This window comes from Streptoverticillium olivoreticuli subsp. olivoreticuli (assembly GCF_003391135.1).
In the GTDB taxonomy this organism is placed as follows: Bacteria; Actinomycetota; Actinomycetes; order Streptomycetales; family Streptomycetaceae; genus Streptomyces; species Streptomyces blastmyceticus.
Window position 1 is genome coordinate 5386789 of sequence record NZ_CP031455.1, and the last position, 21261, is coordinate 5408049.

General features: G+C 73.0%; 15 protein-coding genes. 14 read left to right on the plus strand and 1 reads right to left on the minus strand.

Annotation, left to right across the window (positions count from 1 at the left end; all coding sequences use genetic code 11):
• Positions 1-372: 372 nt before the first annotated feature.
• Genes ssd through DXZ73_RS23755 form a run of 7 tightly spaced genes read left to right on the plus strand, consistent with a single transcriptional unit; the run spans position 373 to position 5314 of the window.
• The gene (gene ssd, locus DXZ73_RS23725) at positions 373-1488 is read left to right on the plus strand and encodes a septum site-determining protein Ssd (RefSeq protein ID WP_116213088.1); all 1116 of its coding nucleotides are present in this window, start codon (positions 373-375) and stop codon (positions 1486-1488) included.
• Positions 1485-2642 (plus strand): TadA family conjugal transfer-associated ATPase, encoded by a 1158-nt coding sequence (locus tag DXZ73_RS23730; RefSeq protein WP_116213089.1) that lies wholly within the window; start codon positions 1485-1487, stop codon positions 2640-2642. The genes ssd and DXZ73_RS23730 overlap by 4 nt, the downstream gene beginning before the upstream one ends.
• Complete coding sequence (locus DXZ73_RS23735) at positions 2639-3574, plus strand: type II secretion system F family protein (RefSeq protein WP_116215799.1); 936 nt, start codon at positions 2639-2641, stop codon at positions 3572-3574. The genes DXZ73_RS23730 and DXZ73_RS23735 overlap by 4 nt, the downstream gene beginning before the upstream one ends.
• Positions 3571-4386, plus strand: a complete 816-nt coding sequence (locus DXZ73_RS23740; RefSeq protein WP_240351463.1) for a type II secretion system F family protein — start codon at positions 3571-3573, stop codon at positions 4384-4386. The genes DXZ73_RS23735 and DXZ73_RS23740 overlap by 4 nt, the downstream gene beginning before the upstream one ends.
• A 2-nt stretch (positions 4387-4388) precedes the next feature.
• Complete coding sequence (locus DXZ73_RS23745) at positions 4389-4649, plus strand: DUF4244 domain-containing protein (RefSeq protein ID WP_240351464.1); 261 nt, start codon at positions 4389-4391, stop codon at positions 4647-4649.
• A complete protein-coding gene (locus DXZ73_RS23750) occupies positions 4636-4980 on the plus strand; it encodes a TadE family type IV pilus minor pilin (RefSeq protein WP_116213090.1) in 345 nt (114 codons plus the stop codon). Before DXZ73_RS23745 ends, DXZ73_RS23750 begins: the two co-directional genes overlap by 14 nt.
• A 7-nt stretch (positions 4981-4987) precedes the next feature.
• Positions 4988-5314 (plus strand): Rv3654c family TadE-like protein, encoded by a 327-nt coding sequence (locus tag DXZ73_RS23755; protein ID WP_116213091.1) that lies wholly within the window; start codon positions 4988-4990, stop codon positions 5312-5314.
• A 246-nt stretch (positions 5315-5560) separates the two neighbouring features.
• Here DXZ73_RS23755 and DXZ73_RS23760 read toward each other — a convergent pair whose 3' ends face one another.
• Positions 5561-8017: a DEAD/DEAH box helicase gene (locus DXZ73_RS23760; RefSeq protein ID WP_116213092.1), complete on the minus strand. Its 2457-nt coding sequence runs from the start codon at positions 8015-8017 to the stop codon at positions 5561-5563.
• Between the two features lie 54 nt (positions 8018-8071).
• On the opposite strand from DXZ73_RS23760, the gene bldG reads away from it, so the two are divergent.
• From bldG to tmk, 7 genes are all read left to right on the plus strand, one after another.
• On the plus strand, positions 8072-8413 hold the full coding sequence (bldG, locus tag DXZ73_RS23765) for an anti-sigma factor antagonist BldG (protein ID WP_030367299.1): 342 nt from the start codon (positions 8072-8074) through the stop codon (positions 8411-8413).
• 118 nt (positions 8414-8531) lie between these two features.
• The gene (locus DXZ73_RS23770) at positions 8532-8996 is read left to right on the plus strand and encodes an ATP-binding protein (RefSeq protein WP_116213093.1); all 465 of its coding nucleotides are present in this window, start codon (positions 8532-8534) and stop codon (positions 8994-8996) included.
• 465 nt (positions 8997-9461) lie between these two features.
• On the plus strand, positions 9462-11852 hold the full coding sequence (locus tag DXZ73_RS23775) for a sodium-translocating pyrophosphatase (RefSeq protein WP_116213094.1): 2391 nt from the start codon (positions 9462-9464) through the stop codon (positions 11850-11852).
• Between the two features lie 236 nt (positions 11853-12088).
• A complete protein-coding gene (locus DXZ73_RS23780) occupies positions 12089-12634 on the plus strand; it encodes a small secreted protein (protein WP_116213095.1) in 546 nt (181 codons plus the stop codon).
• 91 nt (positions 12635-12725) lie between these two features.
• Positions 12726-14252: a DUF7059 domain-containing protein gene (locus tag DXZ73_RS23785; RefSeq protein WP_116213096.1), complete on the plus strand. Its 1527-nt coding sequence runs from the start codon at positions 12726-12728 to the stop codon at positions 14250-14252.
• A 358-nt stretch (positions 14253-14610) separates the two neighbouring features.
• Positions 14611-17445 carry a type I DNA topoisomerase gene (gene topA, locus DXZ73_RS23790; RefSeq protein WP_116213097.1) on the plus strand — a complete coding sequence of 945 codons (2835 nt, stop codon included), beginning with the start codon at positions 14611-14613 and terminating at the stop codon, positions 17443-17445.
• A gap of 310 nt (positions 17446-17755) precedes the next feature.
• Complete coding sequence (gene tmk, locus DXZ73_RS23795; RefSeq protein ID WP_116213098.1) at positions 17756-21199, plus strand: dTMP kinase; 3444 nt, start codon at positions 17756-17758, stop codon at positions 21197-21199.
• Positions 21200-21261: the final 62 nt, after the last annotated feature.

Sequence of the window (21261 nt, forward strand, 5' to 3'; positions counted from 1 at the left end):
GTTCGCGACCGTGTCTAACCCGGCCCGACTCCTCCCCCCCCGAGTCGGCCGTGGGGACGACCCCCGCTCTCCCCCCCGGCGGGGGTCGTCGCATGTCCGGATGTGTTTTGACCATCCCCACCCGCCTCCTCTCCTTCCTCTCGGCCTCGCGGCGCCGTGGTCTCCTCTCCTTCATACGCGTCACGCTGCGTAATCGCCAGGCTGCTCTCCGGAAGTCACCGGTATAGGTGACCGGGATATTCACAACGGCTCAGTTGTCCACAGTTTTCAACCAAGATCCACATGATTTTTCAGTTCCGGGCACGGTGATTCCCCGCGCTGTTCCGCGATGTTCGTGGAAGCGAGAGCGCGTAGTGGGACGGGGAGGACATCGTGGCCGGATCCAGTGCATCCGATTGGCCGCCCGCCGCCGAGGCGAGACGGGCCGGTCCCTTGATCGTCGCGGAGGACGAGGCGCTGCTCGACGATCTCCTGCGGCTCTGCGCCGCGGCGGGAGCGGTGCCCGAGGTCGCGCACACAATGCCCGCGCGCAGAGGGGCTTGGGAGCGGGCACCCCTGGTCCTGGTCGGTGACGACTGCGCGGGCCGCCTCGGCAAGGACGCCGCCGCGGCCCCGGGCGAAGGGGTCGTGCTCGTCGGCAGGGACCAGGAAGACCCAGGCATCTGGCGACGGGCCGTGGAGCTCGGCGCCCGCGGGGTCGCCCTGCTGCCGGAGAACGAGGCATGGCTGGTCGACCGGATCGCCGACGCCGTGGAGGAGGGCGGGCGGCCCGCCCTGACCGTCGGGGTGATCGGCGGCCGAGGAGGAGCGGGAGCGAGCACGCTGGCGTGCGCCCTCGCCGTCGGCGCGGCCCGCTCCGAGCGGCGCACCATGCTCATCGACGGCGACCCGCTGGGCGGGGGGCTGGACGTGCTGTTCGGCGGCGAGAAGGCGGAAGGGCTCCGCTGGCCGGCCTTCGCCGACTCGCGCGGCCGGGTGGCGGGCCAGGCGCTGGAGGAGGCGCTGCCCGAGCTGCACGCGCTGCGCCTGCTCAGCTGGGACAGGGGGACGTGCGCGAGCGTGCCGCCCGACGCCATGCGGGCCGTCCTCGGCGCGGCGCGCAGGCGCGGAGGGGTGGTCGTCGTCGACCTGCCGCGGCGGCTCGACGATGCCGCCGTCGAGGCCCTCGGGCAGCTGGACATGGGCCTGTTGGTGGTGCCCGCCGAGCTGCGCGCCGTGGTGGCGGCGCAGCGTGTCGCGTCCACGGTGGGGATGGTGCTCGGCGACCTCAGGGCGGTCGTGCGCGGCCCCTGCGGGTCCGGGCTCGACGGGGAGGAGATCGCCCGCCTTCTCGGTCTGCCGCTCGCCGGTGAGCTGCCCGGGGACCCCGGTCTGCCCGCCGCGTTGGCCGCAGGACGCCCGCCGGGCTCCGATCGCGGACCGCTCGCCCGGTTCTGCGCGGAGTTCTGGAGCCAGTTGACCGTCGACGGCAGCGGGGTCTCGCCATGAGCGCCGAGCTGCTGGACGCCGTGCGGCTGAGGCTCGCCGAGAGCGGTACGGAGCCCACACCGGCCCGGGTGGCGGAGGCGCTGCGCCGTGAAGGGCGGCTGCTGGGGGACGCCGAAGTGCTCGGTGTCGTCACCCGGTTGCGGTCCGAGCTGGTCGGCACCGGCCCGTTGGAGCGGCTGCTCGCCGAACCGGAGGTCACCGATGTGCTCGTCACCGCGCCCGATCAGGTGTGGGTCGACCGGGGTTCCGGGCTGGAGCGCACGGGGGTGACCTTCCCCGACGCCGCCGCGGTGCGCCGTCTCGCACAGCGGCTCGCCGCGATCGCCGGGCGGCGTCTGGACGATGCCCGGCCATGGGTGGATGCCCGGCTTCCGGACGGGACGCGGCTGCATGCCGTGCTGCCCCCGGTGGCCGTGGGCTCGACGTGCCTCTCGTTGCGGGTGGTGCGGCCGCGCGCCTTCACCCTGGACGATCTGGTGGTCGCGGGGACCGTTCCGCCGGGCGGTGAACGCTTGTTGAGGGCGGTGTTGGAGGCACGGCTCTCCTTTGTGATCAGTGGAGGGACCGGTAGCGGGAAGACGACGTTGCTGACGACTTTGCTCGGGCTGGTCTCTCCGGGCGAGCGGATCGTTCTGGCCGAGGATTCGGCGGAGCTGCGGCCGGACCATCCGCATGTCGTGCGGCTGGAGACGCGGCCCGCGAACCAGGAAGGAATCGGCCTGGTCACGCTGCGGGATCTGGTGCGCCAGGCGCTGCGGATGCGTCCGGACCGGCTGGTGGTCGGTGAGGTCCGGGGCCCCGAGGTCACCGACCTGCTGGCCGCGTTGAACACGGGGCACGAGGGAGGTTGTGGCACGGTCCACGCGAATGCCGCGGCGGACGTTCCGGCCCGTTTGGAGGCTCTGGGGTCCACGGCGGGCCTCGATCGGGCGGCGCTGCACAGTCAGTTGGCGGCGGGGCTGGCCGTCGTGATCCATCTCGTCCGGGAGCGCGGAGGGCTGCGGCGCGTCGCCGAGGTGCATGTACTGGACCGCGACCGGGCGGGGTTCGTCACGACCGTGCCCGCGGCCGTCCGCGGTCCGGAGGGGTTCGAGCGGGCGCGCGGCTGGGATCGGCTGGCGGAGCTGTGCGAGCGCGGGGGGTGTGCGCCATGACGGCCTACGCGGCGGTGCCCCACGCCGGGCTCGGGTCGGCGGCGGCGCTGGGAGCGCTGGTCATGGCCTGGTCGATGACGAGGCCGGACCAGGAAGTCCGGCGGGCCAGGCTGCTGTTCGCCGGCGGGGGCGAGATCGGGCCCGTCGGATTCGGGCTGCCCGAATGGGCCGTTGTGTGGGTCGGCCGGTTGCGGCGGCTGGCTCGGGAGCGGCGCGAGCTGGCCTGCCTCCCGGTCGGCGGTGCCTTGGCCCTGCTGGGGGAGTCCGTGCTGCCGCTGTTGGCCGCGGTGGCGGCGGTGCCGCTCGTGCGGAGGTGGCTCCGTGCCCGGCGGGCGAGGGATGAGCGCGAGCGACGGGAAGCGGCGGTGATCGAGCTGTGCGGCGTCGTCGCGGGTGAGCTGAGGGCGGGTCGGCAGCCTGCCGAGGCCCTCTCGGGGGCTGTGGCGAGGGAGTTGGGGCGGGACTGGGCGGTGGTTCCGGCGGCCGCGCGATTCGGTGGGGACGTTCCGGAGGCGCTGCGTTCGGTGGGCCGACTGCCGGGGGCCGAGGGGCTGCAGGGCGTGGCCGCGTGCTGGAAGGTCGCGGTCGACGGTGGTGCGGGACTGGCCTCCGGGCTGGAGCGGGTGGCGGCGGCCCTGAGCGCGGAGCGTGATCAACGGGAGGAGTTGCACGCCCAGTTGGCCGGTACCCGATCCACCGCTGTGATGCTCGCGGTGCTTCCCGTTCTGGCCCTGCTGATGGGCAGCGCGCTCGGGGCCGATCCGCTGAGGGTGTTGCTGCACACGCCGGTGGGCCTGGGCTGTCTGTGCCTCGGCGGGGCGCTTGAGGGCGCGGGGCTCGCCTGGACGGGCCGGATCGTGCGTGGCGCGGCCGGAGTTCCGGGTGCGGGGCCCGATGCCGTGCCGGATTCGGAGCGGAGGGGGATCCGGTGAGCGGAAATGTTATCCACAGCCTGTGGATGGTGATGTCGCTCTGCGCCGGGCTCGCGGGGGCGGCAGCGGCTCTCAAGGCGGTCCGCCGGAAGCGGGGCGCGCGCAGGAGAGCCGCGTCCCTGCTCGGCCGACGCGAGGCGGAGGCTGCTGGACGGGCGGTGGGGTCGCTGCGGTCGTGGGCGGAGCGGCTCCCCGGGATCCGTCGGTGGTGGCCGGTGGCCGGGGTTGCCGCTGGTCCCATCCTCGTCGGAGGAATCGCCGGGTGGGGGCTGGGACTCGCCGCCGTGTACGGCATGTGGCGGGTGCGACGGCGGAGGGGGAGAGCGGACGACGGTCCGGGCGCCACGTCTCCGGCAGTGCCGGCCGAAGAGGTGGAGAGGCAACTGCCGCTCGCCGCCGATCTCATGGCCGCCTGTCTCGCCGCCGGGGCGGGGCCGAGGGAGGCGGCGGAGGCGGTGGGCGCTTCCCTCGGCGGGCCGGTGGGGGAGCGGCTGGCCCAGGCGGCCGCGGAGGTCCGGCTCGGGGGCGAGCCCGCCACGGCCTGGAGCCGGGTCGGGTCCCTCCCCCGTGCCCAGGCCCTGGCGCACTGTCTGGAGCGCGCGCAGGCGACCGGGGTGCCCGCGGTGGAGCCCATGTCCCGGCTCGCGGCCCGCTTGCGCGCCGAGCGGAGCCGGGCGGCGGGCATACGGGCCCGGCGCGCGGGCGTCCTGGTGACGGCCCCGCTGGGGCTGTGCTTCCTGCCCGCGTTCCTGACGGTCGGCGTGGTGCCCGTGGTGATCGGGCTCGCGGGCGGACTCCTGAAAGGCAATTGACGATGCGTGAGACGAAAGCGGGGGAAGTGGTGATGGCGATGTCGGTGATGTCGTGGTGGTCGAATTTCCGTTCATGGCAGGAAATGCGGGTGGGGGCGCGGTCCGGGGCCGGTGCGGAGGCAGGGATGTCCACGGCCGAATACGCCATCGGCACGCTCGCGGCCTGCGCCCTGGCCGCCGTGCTCTACAAGGTGGTCACAAGTGGCGCCGTCACCGCGGCGTTGCAGGGGCTGATCGAGAAGGCGCTCCATGCGCCGTTCTGACGGTGGCTATGTGACCGCGGAGGCCGCGGTGGTGCTGCCGACGCTGACGGTGTTCGGCATGGCGCTGATCTGGGGGTTGATGGCCGCGTCCGCGCAGATCCAGTGCGTGGACGCGGCGCGGGCCGGGGCCCGGGCGGCGGCCCGGTCCGACCCTCCTTCGGTGGCCGTCGCCGCGGCAAGGGCGGCCGCGCCCGAGGGCGCGACGGTCGCTCTGGCCAGGGAGGGCGACCTGGTCCGGGTGCGCGTCGACGCCCGGGCCGCGGGGCCGGGTCCGCTGGCGGTCCGGCTGGGAGGAGAGGCGGTGGCCCTTGCGGAAGAGACCGTGGGGTGACAGCGGCATGGCGACGGCATGGGTGGCGGTGGCAGCCACGGCGTTCTGCGCGGTGTTCGCGGTGGTGCTGGCCATGGGGCAGGCGATCGAGGCCCGTCACCGGGCCGGCGGGGCGGCGGACCTGGCGGTGCTGGCGGCCGCGGACCACGCCCTCGAAGGCGAGCAGACGGCGTGCGGTCTCGCTCGGCGGGTGGCGGTGGCCCAGCACACGCGGGTGGTGCGCTGCGCCGTGAGCGGTGAGTACGCCGAAGTGTCCGCCGAGGCCGGGGCGGGCCCGTACGAAGCGCGAGTCCGCTCGCGAGCGGGCCCGGCGACGGGAGACGCTTGGCCGTGAGCCGTGAGCCGTGAGCCGTGAGCCGTGAGCCGTGAGCCGTGAGCCGTGAGCCGTGAGCCGTGAGCCGTGCCGGGTCGCGTCTCGCGGGTCGGCCGGAGTGGGCTCGGTGCCGGTCGGTGGTGCGGCCTCGGGGAGGGCGCAGGTCGCCTCGGGCCGCTTCCCCGCTCCCGCCTCCCTCCAGGGCCGCCCGCGGCCCGGGATCGCGCCTGAGGGGCCGTTACGCGGGCTCGGAGTGGCGGGAGTTCCCTACGTCTCCTCGGGAGGCTTCGGCGGGGCGCCCTTCAGGAGGTGGGTGAGGAGGCGGATGGCGGCCTTCTTGTCGAGGGGGTCGTTGCCGTTGCCGCACTTGGGGGACTGGACGCAGGAGGGGCAGCCGGATTCGCACTCGCAGGCGGCGATTGCCTCGCGGGTGGCGGTGAGCCACTCGGCGGCGGTGTGGAAGGCGCGTTCGGCGAAGCCGGCCCCGCCCGAGTGACCGTCGTAGACGAAGACGGTGGGCAGGAGCGTGTCGGGGTGGAGGGGGACGGAGACCCCGCCGATGTCCCAGCGGTCGCAGGTGGCGAAGAGCGGCAGCATGCCGATGGAGGCGTGTTCCGCGGCGTGCAGGGCGCCGCCGAGGGCCTCGGGGTGGATGCGGGCGTCGTCGAGCTGGTCCTCGGTGACGGTCCACCACACGGCCCGGGTGCGCAGGGTGCGGGGCGGCAGGTCCAGCTTGGACTCGCCGAGGACCTCGCCGCTGATGAGCCGGCGGCGGAGGAAGGAGACGACCTGATTGGTGACTTCGACGGAGCCGAAGCAGAGCCGCGCGTCCCCCCAGGGGATCTCGGCGGTGGTCTCCAGGATCGAGACGGAGGTGGTGTCGCGGGCCGTCGTCGAATAGGGCGGGTCGGCCTGCTCGACCAGGGCGACGGAGTCCTCCAGGTCGAGGTGGCGGACGAGATAGGTCCGGCCCTGGTGGAGGTGGACCGCGCCCTCGTGGACGGCGGTGTGCGCGGCGTCGGCGTCCACGGTGCCCAGCAGCCGCCCGGTGCCCTCCTCCACGACCTGGACGGGGCGCCCGCCCCCGCCCCGGATGTCGGTGAGGTCGACGGCGCGCTCGCGGCGCGTCCAGTGCCAGGCGGCGGCCCGGCGGCGGAGCAGCTTGCGCCCTTCGAGCTGGGTGAGGAGACCGGGGGCCTCGGGCCCGAAGAGGGAGAGATCGGCCTCGGTGAGCGGCAGCTCGGCCGCCGCCGCGCACAGATGGGGGGCGAGGACGTAGGGGTTGTCCGGGTCGAGGACGGTGGATTCCACCGGCTGCCGGAAGAGGGCCTCCGGGTGGTGGACGAGATAGGTGTCCAGGGGGTCGTCGCGGGCGACGAGGACGGCGAGGGCGCCCCGGCCCGTACGGCCCGCGCGGCCCGCCTGCTGCCACAGGGAGGCGCGGGTGCCGGGATAGCCGCAGAGCACGACGGCGTCGAGACCGGCGACGTCGACGCCGAGTTCCAGGGCGGTGGTGGCCGACAGGCCCAGCAGCTCGCCGGAGTGCAGGGCGCGCTCGATGGCGCGGCGCTCCTCGGGGAGGTAGCCGCCCCGGTAGGCGGCGACGCGGGAGGGGAGGGAGCGGTCGACGGCGGCCAGGCGTTCCTGGGCGATGAGGGAGACGAGTTCGGCGCCGCGCCGGGAGCGGACGAACGCGACCGTGCGGACGCCCTGGACGACGAGGTCGGTGAGGAGGTCGGCGGTCTCGGCGGTGGCGGTACGGCGGACGGGGGCGCCCTTCTCGCCGTGGAGCTCGGTGAGCGGGGGCTCCCAGAGGGCGAAGACCAGTTCGCCGCGCGGGGAGGAATCCTCGGTGATCTCCGCCACGGGCACCCCGGTGAGTCTGGAGGCGGCGGTGGCCGGGTCGGAGACGGTGGCGGAGGCGAGGAGGAAGACGGGATACGAGCCGTAGCGGGCGCAGACACGCCGGAGCCTGCGCAGCACCTGGGCGACGTGCGAGCCGAAGACGCCCCGGTAGGTGTGGCACTCGTCGATGACGACATAGCGCAGGGCGCGCAGGAAGGAGGACCACTTGGGGTGGGCGGGCAGGATCGAGCGGTGGAGCATGTCGGGGTTGGTGAGCGCGTAATTGGCGTACTGCCGCACCCACTCCCGCTCCTCGACGGGCGTGTCGCCGTCGTAGACGGCGGGGCGGACGCTCTTGCCCAGGGGCTCGGCCAGGGCCCGTACGGCGCGTCGCTGGTCGGCGGCGAGGGCCTTGGTGGGGGCGAGGTAGAGGGCGGTGGCGCCACGGCCGTTCGGGGCCTCCGCCCCGTCCAGCAGGGCGCTCAGCACGGGGGCGAGGTAGGCGAGGGACTTCCCGGAGGCGGTTCCGGTGGCCACCACCACGGACTCGCCGCGCAGGGCGTGCTCGGCCGTGAGAGCCTGGTGAGCCCAGGGGCGTTCGATGCCGGCCAGCCGGATGGCGTCGACCACTTCCGGCCGGATCTTCTCGGGCCAGGGGGCATGACGTCCCGGACGCGGGGGCAAGTGCTCCGTATGAGTGATGCGTGCAGCCCGGTCGGCCCCGGCGGTCAGCCTGTCGAGGACCGTCCGGGGAGCGGGGTGTATGCCCGCCTCCGGCGGGAGTTGATCGTTGGCCATTGACACCGAGTGTGTCACTGGCGTGGCGGACAATGGCGCCAAGGCGTCGTGCACGCCTGCCGGTAAGTGATTGAATGCCATCGCGGCTGCCGATCCATGGGGGGCGACCGCTCGATGCAAGGTGCTGGAGGATCCGTGGACCTGTCCCTGTCGACCGAGACCGTAGGCGACCGTACGGTTGTCCGGGTCGGTGGCGAGATTGATGTGTACACCGCGCCCAAGCTGCGTGAGCAGTTGGTCGAGCTTGTCAACGACGGCAGCTATCACCTCGTCGTGGACATGGAGGGCGTCGACTTCCTCGACTCCACCGGGCTCGGCGTGCTGGTCGGCGGCCTCAAGCGGGTGCGGGCCCATGAGGGCTCGCTGCGCCTGGTCTGCAACCAGGAGCGCATTCTGAAGATTTTCCGTATCACCGGCCTCACCAAGGTGTTCCCGATTCACACCTCGGTCGAGGACGCGGTGCAGGCGACCGACTGACGGTCGTCGCAGGAAGACTGCCACGTGGGGGGATCCGGGCCCGAGGGTCCGGCCCTCCCTGCGAGTCCGCCCTTTTCCGGAAGAGGGGAAGGGGGCACGTACGATTGAGGGGGATGGCATGGCCACCGTCGAACTGCTCTTCAGTGCCCTTCCCGAGCATGTCCGGACCGCCCGGCTGGTGGCGGCCGCGGTGGCGCGCCGGGCCGGAGTCGACGAGGCCGTGCTGGACGAGCTCCGTCTCGCCGTGGGCGAGGCGTGCTCCCGCGCGGTCGGGCTGCACATCAGCAATGGTGTGACCAGCCCGGTGCGGGTCGTGCTGATCGAGGACGAGAAGAAGTTCTCCATCGAGGTCGGGGACGACGCCCCAGGGCCGTCCGCCGCGGCGCTCGCGGCCGCGCGGGGCGCGAGCGGTGACCCGGGCTCGTCCGTGCCCGCTCAGGACGACGGCGGGGCCGACGGCGAGGACGACATGGGTCTCGCCGTGATCAGCGGCCTGGTCGACGATGTCGAGGTGACCGCCGACGAGAGCGGTGGCCTGATCCGTATGAGCTGGCCGACGACACCGGCGCACGTGCTGTCGTAGCCCGCCGTCACCGTATTGCCGTAGCGGGCCGTCCCGGATTCGGCGTAACCGTCAGGGGTCCTGGTGAGGGCCCCCGTTTCGGCGTGCGGCAGCGCTGGCGGGGCCGGAGCGTGTCCTGGGCCGGGCCGGGGTTCCTCGCGCCGCGGGGGCGGATTTCCGCCGTGCGGCATGAGCCGCGGGTCTATTTCCGATCCCTTTTGATCTCCTCTTTCGATCTCCCCGCGTCGATCTTTCCTTTACGGATCCACGGTCGCGCATTCGGGATCTTTCTCCGCGATCTTTTGCCGCGCGATCATTCACTCGATCTTCACCGCGGTAAGGCCGGTTCCGTTTGCCGCGCTCTGTTTTGATCTCGCCATGCTCCCTACAATCCGTCCATCTTGAGCTCAGGACGCCTGAGCGTGGCGGCTGTTCCGCGTTCGCGGTGCTGTCGCGCGCCCATGTGCCAAACGTCAAGGAGGACGAATGGCGGGGCCCCTTACCCCTCGACAGGTGGACTTCACCCAGAATCTCGCGGCCGAGCTGACCCGGGGCAATCGCACGCTGGTACTGGTGATCGGGGTCGTGGCGCTCGCCGCGCTCGGGGTCGCCGTGGTGCTCGTACGGCAGGTGCTCGCGGCGCGCGAGGGCACCGACAGCATGAGAAAGATCGCCGCGGCGGTGCAGGAAGGCGCGAATGCCTATCTCGCCCGTCAGTTGCGCACCCTCGGCTTTTTCGCCGTGGCCGTGTTCTTCCTGCTCATGCTGTTGCCGGCGGACAACTGGTCGCAGCGCATCGGGCGTTCGGGCTTCTTCCTGATCGGCGCTCTCTTCTCCGCGGCCACCGGCTATATCGGCATGTGGCTCGCGGTGCGCAGCAATGTGCGGGTCGCCGCCGCGGCGCGAGAGGCCACCCCCGCCGAGGGCGAGCCCGAAAAGGATCTGACGGCCGTTTCCCACAAGGCCATGAAGATCGCGTTCCGGACGGGCGGGGTCGTCGGCATGTGCACGGTCGGGCTCGGCCTGCTGGGCGCCTCGTGCGTGGTGCTGGCGTACAAGGCCGACGCGCCCAAGGTGCTGGAGGGCTTCGGCTTCGGCGCGGCGCTGCTCGCGATGTTCATGAGGGTCGGCGGTGGCATCTTCACCAAGGCCGCCGACGTCGGCGCCGACCTGGTCGGCAAGGTGGAACAAGGCATTCCGGAGGACGATCCGCGCAATGCCGCCACCATCGCCGACAACGTGGGCGACAACGTCGGGGACTGCGCGGGCATGGCGGCCGACCTCTTCGAGTCGTATGCCGTGACGCTGGTCGCCGCGCTGATCCTCGGCAAGGCGGCGTTCGGCGACGCGGGCCTCGCCTTTCCGCTGCTCGTCCCCGCCATCGGGGTGGTCACCGCGATGATCGGCATCTTCGCCGTGGCCCCGCGGCGCGCGGACCGCAGCGGGATGACCGCGATCAACCGCGGTTTCTTCATCTCGGCGGCCGTCTCCCTGGTGCTCGTCGCGGTGGCGGTGTTCGCGTATCTGCCGTCCAGCTACGCCGACTTGAAGGGCATCGGCGACGCCGCCATCAGCGGGCACAAGGGCGACCCTCGGGTGCTGGCCCTGGTGGCGGTGGCCATCGGCATCGTCCTCGCCGCGCTGATCCAGCAACTCACGGGCTATTTCACGGAGACGAGCCGCCGGCCCGTGCGCGACATCGGCAAGTCCTCGCTGACCGGTCCCGCGACCGTGGTGCTCGCCGGCATCTCCATCGGCCTGGAGTCGGCGGTCTATTCGGCCGTGCTCATCGCGCTCGCCGTCTACGGCGCGTTCCTGCTGGGCGGCACCTCGATCATGCTCGCGCTGTTCGCCGTCGCCCTCGCGGGCACGGGGCTGCTCACCACCGTCGGCGTCATCGTCGCCATGGACACCTTCGGCCCGGTCTCCGACAACGCCCAGGGCATCGCCGAGATGTCCGGGGACGTCGAGGGCGCGGGCGCGCAGGTGCTCACCGACCTCGACGCCGTGGGCAACACCACCAAGGCGATCACCAAGGGCATCGCCATCGCCACGGCGGTGCTGGCGGCGTCGGCGCTCTTCGGTTCGTACCGCGACGCGATCGCCACGGCGGTCGACGAGGTGCACGCGAAGTCCACGGAGATGAACCTGAGTCTGGACATCTCGCAGCCCAACAACCTCGTGGGCCTGGTGCTGGGCGCCGCGGTCGTCTTCCTCTTCTCGGGGCTCGCCATCAACGCGGTGTCGCGGTCGGCGGGCGCGGTGGTCTACGAGGTGCGGCGGCAGTTCCGCGAGCACCCCGGGATCATGGACTACAGCGAGAAGCCCGAGTACGGGCGCGTGGTGGACATCTGCACCAAGGACGCGCTGCGCGAACTCGCCACGCCCGGCCTGCTGGCCGTCATGGCACCGATCGCGGTCGGCTTCTCGCTCGGGGTCGGCGCGCTCGGTTCGTACCTCGCGGGCGCCATCGGCACCGGCACCCTGATGGCCGTCTTCCTGGCCAACTCCGGTGGTGCCTGGGACAACGCCAAGAAGCTGGTCGAGGACGGGCACCACGGCGGCAAGGGCAGCGAGGCGCACGCCGCGACGGTCATCGGCGACACGGTCGGCGACCCGTTCAAGGACACGGCGGGGCCCGCGATCAACCCGCTGCTGAAGGTGATGAACCTGGTGGCGCTGCTGATCGCGCCCGCGGTGGTCAAGTTCTCCTACGGGGCCGACGCCAACAGGGGCCTGCGGATCGGCGTCGCGGTGCTCGCGATCGTCGTCATCGTCGGTGCCGTCTACGTCTCCAAGCGGCGCGGCGTCGCCATGGGCGACGACGGCGAGGCGGAGCGCGCGGCGCACCCCGTGGATCCCGCGGTGGTGTCCTGACGGACCCGGTCCGGCCACGGGCGGGCGGCGTGCCCAGGCGCGCCGTCCGCCCGTTCGCCGTCGGGCGCCGCCGCGGTGGCGAGGCCGTCCAAGGAAGTGGATCAAGGTGCGGCGAACGCCACGGCGTTCTTGGTGCAAATGGCTTCAAAAGGGGGCGTAAGGGGCGCTCGGCCCGGAGGTGGCACGGCCTGGACGTGTAAGTTCCGGGGCCGGGAGCCATCGAAGGGACCAATCCGGTGAACAAGAAGCTTGTGGCTGCACTGTCCGGCGGTGCGGCACTCGTCCTGGCGCTGACGGGCTGCGGCGGCGGCGACGGCGGGAACAAGAAGCTCGACGACTGGGCCAAGAAGGTCTGCGACCAGATGCAGCCTCAGGTCAAGAAGATCCAGGACGCCAACCACTCGATCGCGGGCGTCCAGACCGAAGAGGACTCCAAGAAGGTCCAGCAGACCGACTCCGCGGCCTTCCAGGCCAACGCAGACGCGTACAGGTCGCTGGCCAGTGGCGTGGAGAACGCGGGGGCGCCGCCGGTGAAGGACGGCGAGACCAGCCAGAAGAACGCCGTCAAGGCGCTCAACGACCTCTCCGGGGCCTACGCCGGGCTGAAGAAGCGGATCGACGGGCTGGACACGGGGGACAAGGCGAAGTTCGCCGAGGGGCTCAAGGGGATCGGCGGGGACATCGGGAAGCTCAGCAGCCAGAGTGATGACGCGCTGAAGAAGCTTCAGTCGGGGGACGTGGGGAAGGCGATGGCGAAGCAGCCCGGGTGCCAGAAGAAGTAGCGGGGGTACGGGGCCGGCCCGGGGCGGGCCCCCGGGCCCCCGGACCACGCTTCGCGCGCTGAGTGTCCGTGGCGCACCCGACAATGGAGGCGTGAGTACGCTCCTTCCCTTCGCCGACCGCGCGCGCACCGACCGGCTGCGTGGCGCCCTGCTTGCCGCGGCGTTCACCGCCGACGGCCTTCTCGACCTGCTGGGCGCGCCCGCCTATGCCGCCCTCGCGCGCAGCGAGACCGTTCCCGCGCTGCGCGCCACGCGGGGTGACGGGCCGCTGGAGACGCTGGTCCGGCTGTTCCTGCTGCAGCGGCCCGCCGCGTACGGCCGGGCCGCCGCCGCGCTGCCCGTGGACGACTGCCTCGCCGACGGCTGGCTGGTGCGCGACGGCGACGAGGTGCGGGCGACCGTCGACGTGCGCCCGTACAGCGGCCCCGAGGGGCAGGACTGGTGGATCGTCTCCGACCTGGGCTGCGCCGTCGGCGGCGCCGGCGGGATCGGGGGCACCGCGGGCCCGGCCGGGGTGGACCGCTCGGAGCTCGTCCTCGGGGTCGGCGGGGCCTCCACCACGCTCGCCGGGATCACCGTGCGCACACCCGTGGCGAGCGCCCTGGACCTCGGCACCGGCTCCGGCATCCAGGCGCTGCACGCCGCCCAGCACGCCACCAAGGTCACCGCGACCGACCTCAACCCGCGGGCGCTGCACTTCGCCCGGCTCACCCTGGCCCTGTCCGGCGCGCCCGAGGCCGACCTGCGCGAGGGCTCGCTCTTCGAGCCGGTCGCCCACGACACGTACGACCTGATCGTCTCCAACCCGCCGTTCGTCATCTCCCCGGGCGCCCGGCTCACCTACCGCGACGGCGGGATGGGCGGCGACGACCTCTGCCGCACGCTCGTCCAGCAGGCGGGGGAGCGGCTCAACGACGGCGGTTACTGCCAGTTGCTGGCCAACTGGCAGCACGTCGAGGGCGAGGACTGGCGCGAGAGGCTGTCGTCCTGGGTGCCGCGCGGCTGCGACGCGTGGATCGTCCAGCGCGAGGTGCAGGACGTCGCGCAGTACGCGGAGCTGTGGCTGCGCGACGGCGGCGACCACCGCTCCGCCCCCGAGGCGTACGCGGCCCGCTACGACGCGTGGCTGGACGAGTTCGCGGCCCGCAGGACCAAGGGCGTCGGATTTGGCTGGATCACGCTGCGCAAATCGGGCTCCGAGCGGCCTTCCGTGCTGACGGAGGAGTGGCCGCACCCGGTCGAGCAGCCGCTCGGCGCATCCGTTCGGGCCCATTTCGAGCGACAGGACTTCCTGCGTTCGCATGACGACGCGGCGCTGCTCGCCACCCGTTTCCGGCTGGCCGACGAGGTCGTCCAGGAGCAGGTCGGGGCGCCCGGCGCGGAGGACCCGGAGCACGTCGTGCTCCGCCAGAACCGCGGAATGCGGCGGGCGACCAAGGTCGACACGGTGGGCGCGGGCTTCGCCGGAGTGTGTGACGGCTCTCTCAGCGCGGGACGGATTCTGGACGCGATCGCGCAGCTCGTCGGGGAGGAGGCGGTGCAGCTCCGCGACCGTACGCCGGAGGCGATCCGGCTCCTCGTGGAGCAGGGTTTTCTGCTCCCGGTGGAAGGTCGATAAGTCGTCCGGAAGGGTCGGGTTCACGTCAGGCCCGACTGGGCATCGTCTTCTGGGACCGCAGGTGGCGGGCCTGTCACCTGCGGTTCCTCGTGCGGTTCCGTGTCATGGGCCGTTCTGGATGCCCCTGGGCCCCCGCTTCCGGTGGCCGTGAGGCCGCCCGGGGACGCCCCGGGCGGGGTCCGGCCGCCGGTTCACTCCGGTGGTGTGCCGGTCCGGGCGGCAGACAGGACGCTTGTCGGGTTACCGTTCGAGTGGCGTTGCGGGCTTTTTCCGTTTGACACGGGGGCGGGATGTACCGTCACACTCCGCAGCGTCACCGCAGCGCCTACACCGAGTGCCGACCGGAAGAAGAGCGAAGTTGTCCCCGACCAGCGAGACCGCACAGGGCGGCCGCCGACTCGTCATCGTCGAGTCGCCTGCCAAGGCGAAGACGATCAAGGGCTACCTCGGCCCCGGATACGTCGTCGAGGCGAGCGTCGGGCACATCCGTGACCTGCCGAACGGGGCCGCCGAGGTCCCGGCCAAGTACAAGGGCGAGCCGTGGGCCCGGCTCGGCGTGAACGTCGACGCCGACTTCCAGCCCATCTATGTCGTCAACCACGACAAGAAGGACCAGGTCAAGAAGCTCAAGGAGCTGCTGGCCGAGTCCGACGAACTCTTCCTCGCCACCGATGAGGACCGCGAGGGCGAGGCCATCGCCTGGCACCTCCAGGAAGTCCTCAAGCCCAAGGTCCCGGTCCGCCGGATGGTCTTCCACGAGATCACCAAGGACGCGATCCGCGAGGCCGTCGCCAACCCGCGCGAGCTGAACAAGAAGCTCGTCGACGCCCAGGAGACCCGCCGCATCCTCGACCGCCTCTACGGCTACGAGGTCTCGCCGGTCCTCTGGAAGAAGGTCATGCCGCGGCTCTCGGCCGGCCGCGTGCAGTCCGTCGCCACCCGTCTCGTCGTCGAGCGGGAGCGCGAGCGCATCGCCTTCCGCTCCGCCGAGTACTGGGACCTCACCGGCACCTTCGCCACGGGGCGCGGCGGCGACGCGAGCGACCCGGGCAACATCTCCGCGCGGCTGACCGCCGTCGACGGCCGCCGCGTCGCGCAGGGCCGTGACTTCGGCTCGACCGGCCGGCTGAAGGACGGCTCGCCGGTCCTGCACCTGGACGAGGCGGGCGCCCGCGCGCTGGCCGCGGCCCTCGCCGACTCGGCGTTCTCGGTGCGGTCCGTCGAGTCCAAGCCGTACCGCCGCTCGCCGTACGCCCCGTTCCGTACGACCACGCTCCAGCAGGAGGCCTCGCGCAAGCTCGGCTTCGGCGCGAAGGCCACGATGCAGGTGGCACAGAAGCTGTACGAAAACGGCTTCATCACCTATATGCGTACGGACTCCACCACGCTCTCCGACACCGCGATCTCCGCGGCCCGGGCGCAGGTCACCCAGCTCTACGGCGCCGACTACCTGCCGGAGAAGCCGCGCACCTACGCGGGCAAGGTCAAGAACGCGCAGGAGGCGCACGAGGCGATCCGGCCTTCGGGTGATCGTTTCCGCACGCCCGCCGAGACCGGCCTGACCGGCGACCAGTTCCGGCTCTACGAGCTGATCTGGAAGCGGACCGTCGCCTCCCAGATGAAGGACGCGACGGGCAACTCCGTCACCGTCAAGATCGGCGGCCGGGCGGGCGACGGCCGTGACGCCGAGTTCAGCGCGTCCGGCAAGACGATCACCTTCCACGGCTTCATGAAGGCCTACGTCGAGGGTGCCGACGACCCGAACGCCGAGCTCGACGACCGCGAGCGCCGCCTGCCGCAGGTCACCGAGGGCGACCCGCTGACCGCCGAGGAGATCGCCGCCGACGGCCACGCGACCAAGCCCCCGGCGCGCTACACCGAGGCCTCGCTGGTCAAGGAGCTGGAGGAGCGGGAGATCGGCCGCCCGTCGACGTACGCGTCGATCATCGGCACCATCCTCGACCGCGGCTACGTCTTCAAGAAGGGCACGGCCCTGGTGCCGTCCTTCCTGTCCTTCGCCGTCGTGAACCTCCTGGAGAAGCACTTCGGGCGGCTCGTCGACTACGACTTCACCGCCTCGATGGAGGAGGACCTCGACCGCATCGCGCGCGGCGAGGCCCAGGCCGTGCCGTGGCTGCGCCGCTTCTACTTCGGCTCCGAGGAGGGCACGCAGGCCGGGTCGGCGGCCGACGCCGGCAACGGCGACGGCGACCACCTCGGCGGGCTCAAGGAGCTCGTCACCGACCTCGGCGCGATCGACGCCCGCGAGGTCTCCTCGTTCCCGGTCGGCGAGGGCATCGTGCTGCGCGTCGGCCGCTACGGCCCGTACGTGGAGCGCGGCGAGAAGGACTCCGAGGGCCACCAGCGCGCCGACGTGCCGGACGACCTGGCGCCCGACGAGCTGACCGTCGAGTACGCCGAGGAGCTGCTCGCCAAGCCGAGCGGCGACTTCGAGCTCGGCCCTGACCCGGTCAGCGGCAACCAGATCATCGCCCGTGACGGCCGATACGGCCCGTACGTCACCGAGGTCCTGCCCGAGGGCACGCCGAAGACCGGCAAGAACGCCGTGAAGCCGCGGACCGCCTCGCTCTTCAAGTCCATGTCGCTCGACACGGTCACCCTTGAGGACGCGCTCAAGCTGATGTCGCTGCCGCGCGTCGTCGGCAAGGACGCCGAGGGCGTGGAGATCACCGCGCAGAACGGCCGGTACGGCCCGTATCTGAAGAAGGGCACCGACTCGCGCTCCCTGGAGACCGAGGACCAGCTCTTCACGATCACGCTCGACGAGGCCCTCGCGATCTACGCCCAGCCCAAGCAGCGCGGCCGCGCCGCGGCCAAGCCGCCGCTGAAGGAGCTCGGCACGGACCCGGTCAGCGAGCGCCCGGTCGTGGTCAAGGACGGCCGGTTCGGCCCGTACGTGACCGACGGCGAGACCAACGCGACGCTGCGCCGCGACGACGACGTCGAGACGATCACGCCGGAGCGGGGCTACGAGCTGCTCGCGGAGAAGCGGGCGAAGGGGCCGGCGAAGAAGACGGCCAAGAAGGCGCCGGCGAAGAAGACGGCGGCCGCGGCGAAGAAGACGACGGCGAAGAAGACCGTCGCGAAGAAGACGACGGCTGCCGCCAAGAAGACCACGGCGAAGAAGACGGCTGCGAAGAAGACAGCGGCGTCGAAGGCTGCGGCGGAGTAGGGGGCCGGGCGGGGTTTGTTCCCCACCCCGCCCCTTCCCGGCTGTGTCGATTTGCGGCTCCGCCGCGTGGGGGCTTCGCCCCGGACCCCGAAGCACGCTTCGCGCGCTGTCCTCAATCTCCCCCAGCTACCTCCCCCAGACTCCGTCCGGGGGTGCCCCCAGAGGTGCCCCCACGGGCTGAATTCAGTCCGTCCGGCGATTGAGGACGCGGCCGCAGGCCGCTCCGCCGCAGGCGGCGACAAAGCCGCACCGTTCGGACGGGCGTTCCATGGAGACGCGGCGCCCCGCCGCAGGCGGATAGGCTGGCAGGATGACGCGAGCCGAGCAGCCAACAGTGGAAACCCCCACATCCGGGGCACTGGCCGCGGACTCCCGCGAGCGTGCCGTACGGGCCCTGCTGCGCATTCCGCCGCTCCGGCGGCTGTGGAGCGCCCAGTTCGTCGGCGGGATCGGGGACTCCCTCGCCCTCCTGGTGCTCCTGCTGCTGTCGCTCCAGGCGGCGGTCGCGGCGGGCTCTTTCGGAGGCGGCTACCGCGGTGCCGCCCTCGCGATCGCCGCGGTCCTCGGCGCGCGGCTGCTCGCGACCCTGCTCTTCGGCGCCGTCCTGCTCGGCCCGGTCTCCTCGCTGATCGCGCCGAACGGTCCGCTGGACCGCCGCTGGACGATGCTCGCCGCCGACGGCGTGCGGCTGGCGCTGCTGGTGGTGGCGCCGCTGTGGATCGGCTGGACCGGCACCAGGGCGCTCGCGCTGCTGCTCGTATCGGCCTTCGTCATGGGCGTCGCCGAGCGGTTCTGGACCGTGGCCAAGGACGGCGCGGCCCCCGCGCTGCTGCCCAGACCTCCCACCGAGGGCGCGGCCGTACGCCCGCTGCCCGACCACTACGACGCGCTGCGCCGCCTCTCGCTGCGTACGAACTTCGTCGCCCTGCCCATAGCCGCGGCCGCGCTCGTCGTCATCACCCTGATCAGCAATCTGCTCGGCTCCGGGATCGCGTGGTTCCACGCGCACCAGGCGGCGCTGGGGTCCTTCCTCGCGGCCGCCCTGTTCGCCGGGTCGGCGACGATCCTCTACCTCCTCGAACTTCCCGGCGTGCAGTCGCCGCGCGTGCGCTCCCCTCTTGAGGGACTGCGCCGCCCCCGGACGCCGCAGGGCCCCGACACCGGACGCACGGGCGCGATCCCGGTGCTCGTCCTCGCCTGTGCCGCCGTCACGGGCGCGATCGCCGCGGCCGTCGGCGTGGCCACGCTCCAGGCCGTCGACCTGGGCGGCGGGCCGGTGGCCTTCGGGCTGCTGGTGCTCGCGCTGAGCGGTGGCCCCGTCATCGGCATCCGCACCGCGCGGAAGGTCCTGCCGGGCTTCTCGCGCCGCCGCCTGCTCGCCCTGGCCCTCACCCTGACCGGTCTCGCGCTGCTGGTCGCGGGCCTGGTGCCGGACCCGACCACGGTTCTCCTGCTGATCCTGCTCGCGGGCGTCTGCGCGGGCATCGTCGCCAACACCGGGCACGCCCTGCTCGACCAGGAGACCGAGGAGGCCCGGCGGGCCCGTACGACCGACCACCTGCACGCCGTCGTCCGCGTCACCGCGGCGCTCGGCGCGGTGATCGCGCCGCTGCTCGCCGCCGCCATCGGGCCGCACCGGCTGGAGAGCGGCAGCTTCGTCTTCGCGCACGGCGGGGCGGCGTTCACGCTGATGCTCATCGGCGCGCTGCTGCTGCCCGTCGGCGCCGTCGTCCTCGGCAAGACGGACGACCGGCACGGCGTACCGTTCCGCCGCGACCTGATGGACGTCCTGCGCGGCGGCGACCCCGCGCAGGCGCCGTCGGGGACCGGCTTCTTCATCGCCTTCGAGGGCGGCGACGGGGCCGGCAAGTCGACCCAGGTGCAGGCCGTCGCCGACTGGATCCGGGCCAAGGGCCACGAGGTCGTCGTCACCCGGGAGCCCGGCGCGACGGCCATCGGCAAGCGCCTGCGCGCGATCCTGCTCGACGTGGGTTCCGCCGGACTGTCCGACCGGGCCGAGGCCCTGCTCTACGCCGCCGACCGCGCGGAGCACGTCGCCTCCGTCGTACGGCCCGCGCTGGAGCGCGGCGCGGTCGTCATCACCGACCGCTACATCGACTCGTCCGTCGCCTACCAGGGAGCCGGGCGCGACCTCTCGCCGACGGAGATCGCCCGCATCTCGCGCTGGGCCACGGACGGACTCGTCCCGCACCTGACGGTGCTGCTCGACGTCTCGCCCGAGACCGCCCGCGAGCGTTTCACGGAGGCGCCGGACCGGCTGGAGTCCGAGCCGGCGGAGTTCCACCAGCGCGTACGGACCGGGTTCCTGACCCTCGCCGCCGCCGACCCGGCGCGGTACCTCGTCGTGGACGCCGGGCAGGAGCCGGAGGCCGTCTCCACGGTCGTGCGGCACCGGCTCGACGAGGTCCTGCCGCTCTCCGCCCACGAGATCGAGACCCGGGAGCAGGCGCGCAGGGCGGCCGAGGAGGAGGCCCGGCGCAAGGCCGAGGAAGAGGCCGCGCGCAAGGCGGAGGAGGAGCGCCTGGAGCGCGAGCGCCAGGCGCAGCTCGCCAAGCTGCGGGCGGAGGAGGAAGAGCGCAAGCGGCGCGAGCAGGAGGAAGCGCGGCTGCGGGAAGAGGCGCGGGCCGCCGAGGAGGCCCGGAAGCGGGCCGAGGAAGCGCGCCTCGCCGCGGAGCAGGAGCGCCTGCGCCGCGAGGCGGAGGAGCGCACGCGCGCCGCCGAGCAGGAACGGCTCCGCAAGCAGGCCGAGGAAGAGGCCCGGCTGCGCGCGGAGGCGGAGGAACGGCGCCTGGAGAAGCAGCGCAAGGCGGAAGAGGCGCTGCTGAGGGCCGAGCGGGCGCGCATCGAGGCGGAGGCGGCGGCCGCGGCCGCAGCGGCGTCTGCTTCGGTGTCCGCTTCGGCTTCCGAGGCGCCGACGGTCGAGCGGCCGTCGCTCCGTAAGGGTGACCAGCCGGATGCCGCTGACGGTTCCGCCGATTCCGATGAGACGCAGATTGTGGAGGCGTCGGCTCCGCCCGAGCGCGGGGCGGCCGGTTCCGGTGACTCCGACCGGACGCAAACGGTGCGCAGGCCGGTCCTCGGCAGGCCGGATCCGCGGATCGCCGACCCCGACCTGACCCCGACGGTCGAGCGGCCGCGCGTCGAGCCGCAGGCCGAGCCGGGCGCCGAGCCCCGTACGGAACCCGAAGGCGCCGTCGACGAGACGGCGGTGCTGCCGCCCGTACGGCCCGCGGCGCCGGCCGTCCGCCCGGAGCCGCCGCAGCGCGTCACTTGGGGGATGGAACCGGAGAAGGCCACCGGCGGCTCGGAGTCCGAGGAGACGGCGGTCCTTCCGCAGCCGGGCGCCCGCCCCGCGGCGAAGCCCGCTTCCGCTTCCGCTTCCGCGGCGGAGGCCCCCGCCTCGCCCGGCGCGGAGGACGAGACCGCGGTGCTGCCGCCCGTACGGCCGGAAGGCACCGGCCCGGCCGCTCGGGCCGACCGCCCGGAGGACCCGGCGGACCGGGTGCCGACGTGGCTGTTCCGGCCGGAGGACGACGGGGCGGACAGCGAGCGGACGCGTGAGATCCCGCAGGCCGCGGGCGAGGGCCCGGAGAGCCGGCGGCGCCGGCCGGGCTGGGCGGAACCGGCCTCCGACGACGCGCCCACGCTGGCGGACGAGCTGCTGGGCCCGCGCGGAAAGGCGCGCCGCCAGGCGGACGAGGACCGCAAGGGACGCCGCCGGGGCGGTCACTGAGACGCTCCGGCGCGCTTGAACGGCGCGGGGGTCCGTTCGCACGACCTCCGCGTCCTCGAGCA

Bases quoted from the DNA above. Each gene is read 5' to 3' on its own strand.
- DXZ73_RS23775 (WP_116213094.1), top strand. From the start codon at position 9,462: ATGGCGGGGCCCCTTACCCCTCGACAGGTGGACTTCACCCAGAATCTC.
- DXZ73_RS23730 (WP_116213089.1), top strand. From the start codon at position 1,485: ATGAGCGCCGAGCTGCTGGACGCCGTGCGGCTGAGGCTCGCCGAGAGC.
- DXZ73_RS23750 (WP_116213090.1), top strand. From the start codon at position 4,636: ATGCGCCGTTCTGACGGTGGCTATGTGACCGCGGAGGCCGCGGTGGTG.
- tmk (WP_116213098.1), top strand. From the start codon at position 17,756: ATGACGCGAGCCGAGCAGCCAACAGTGGAAACCCCCACATCCGGGGCA.
- DXZ73_RS23770 (WP_116213093.1), top strand. From the start codon at position 8,532: ATGGCCACCGTCGAACTGCTCTTCAGTGCCCTTCCCGAGCATGTCCGG.
- DXZ73_RS23755 (WP_116213091.1), top strand. From the start codon at position 4,988: ATGGCGACGGCATGGGTGGCGGTGGCAGCCACGGCGTTCTGCGCGGTG.
- DXZ73_RS23745 (WP_240351464.1), top strand. From the start codon at position 4,389: ATGCGTGAGACGAAAGCGGGGGAAGTGGTGATGGCGATGTCGGTGATG.
- DXZ73_RS23760 (WP_116213092.1), bottom strand. From the start codon at position 8,017: ATGGCATTCAATCACTTACCGGCAGGCGTGCACGACGCCTTGGCGCCA.
- DXZ73_RS23735 (WP_116215799.1), top strand. From the start codon at position 2,639: ATGACGGCCTACGCGGCGGTGCCCCACGCCGGGCTCGGGTCGGCGGCG.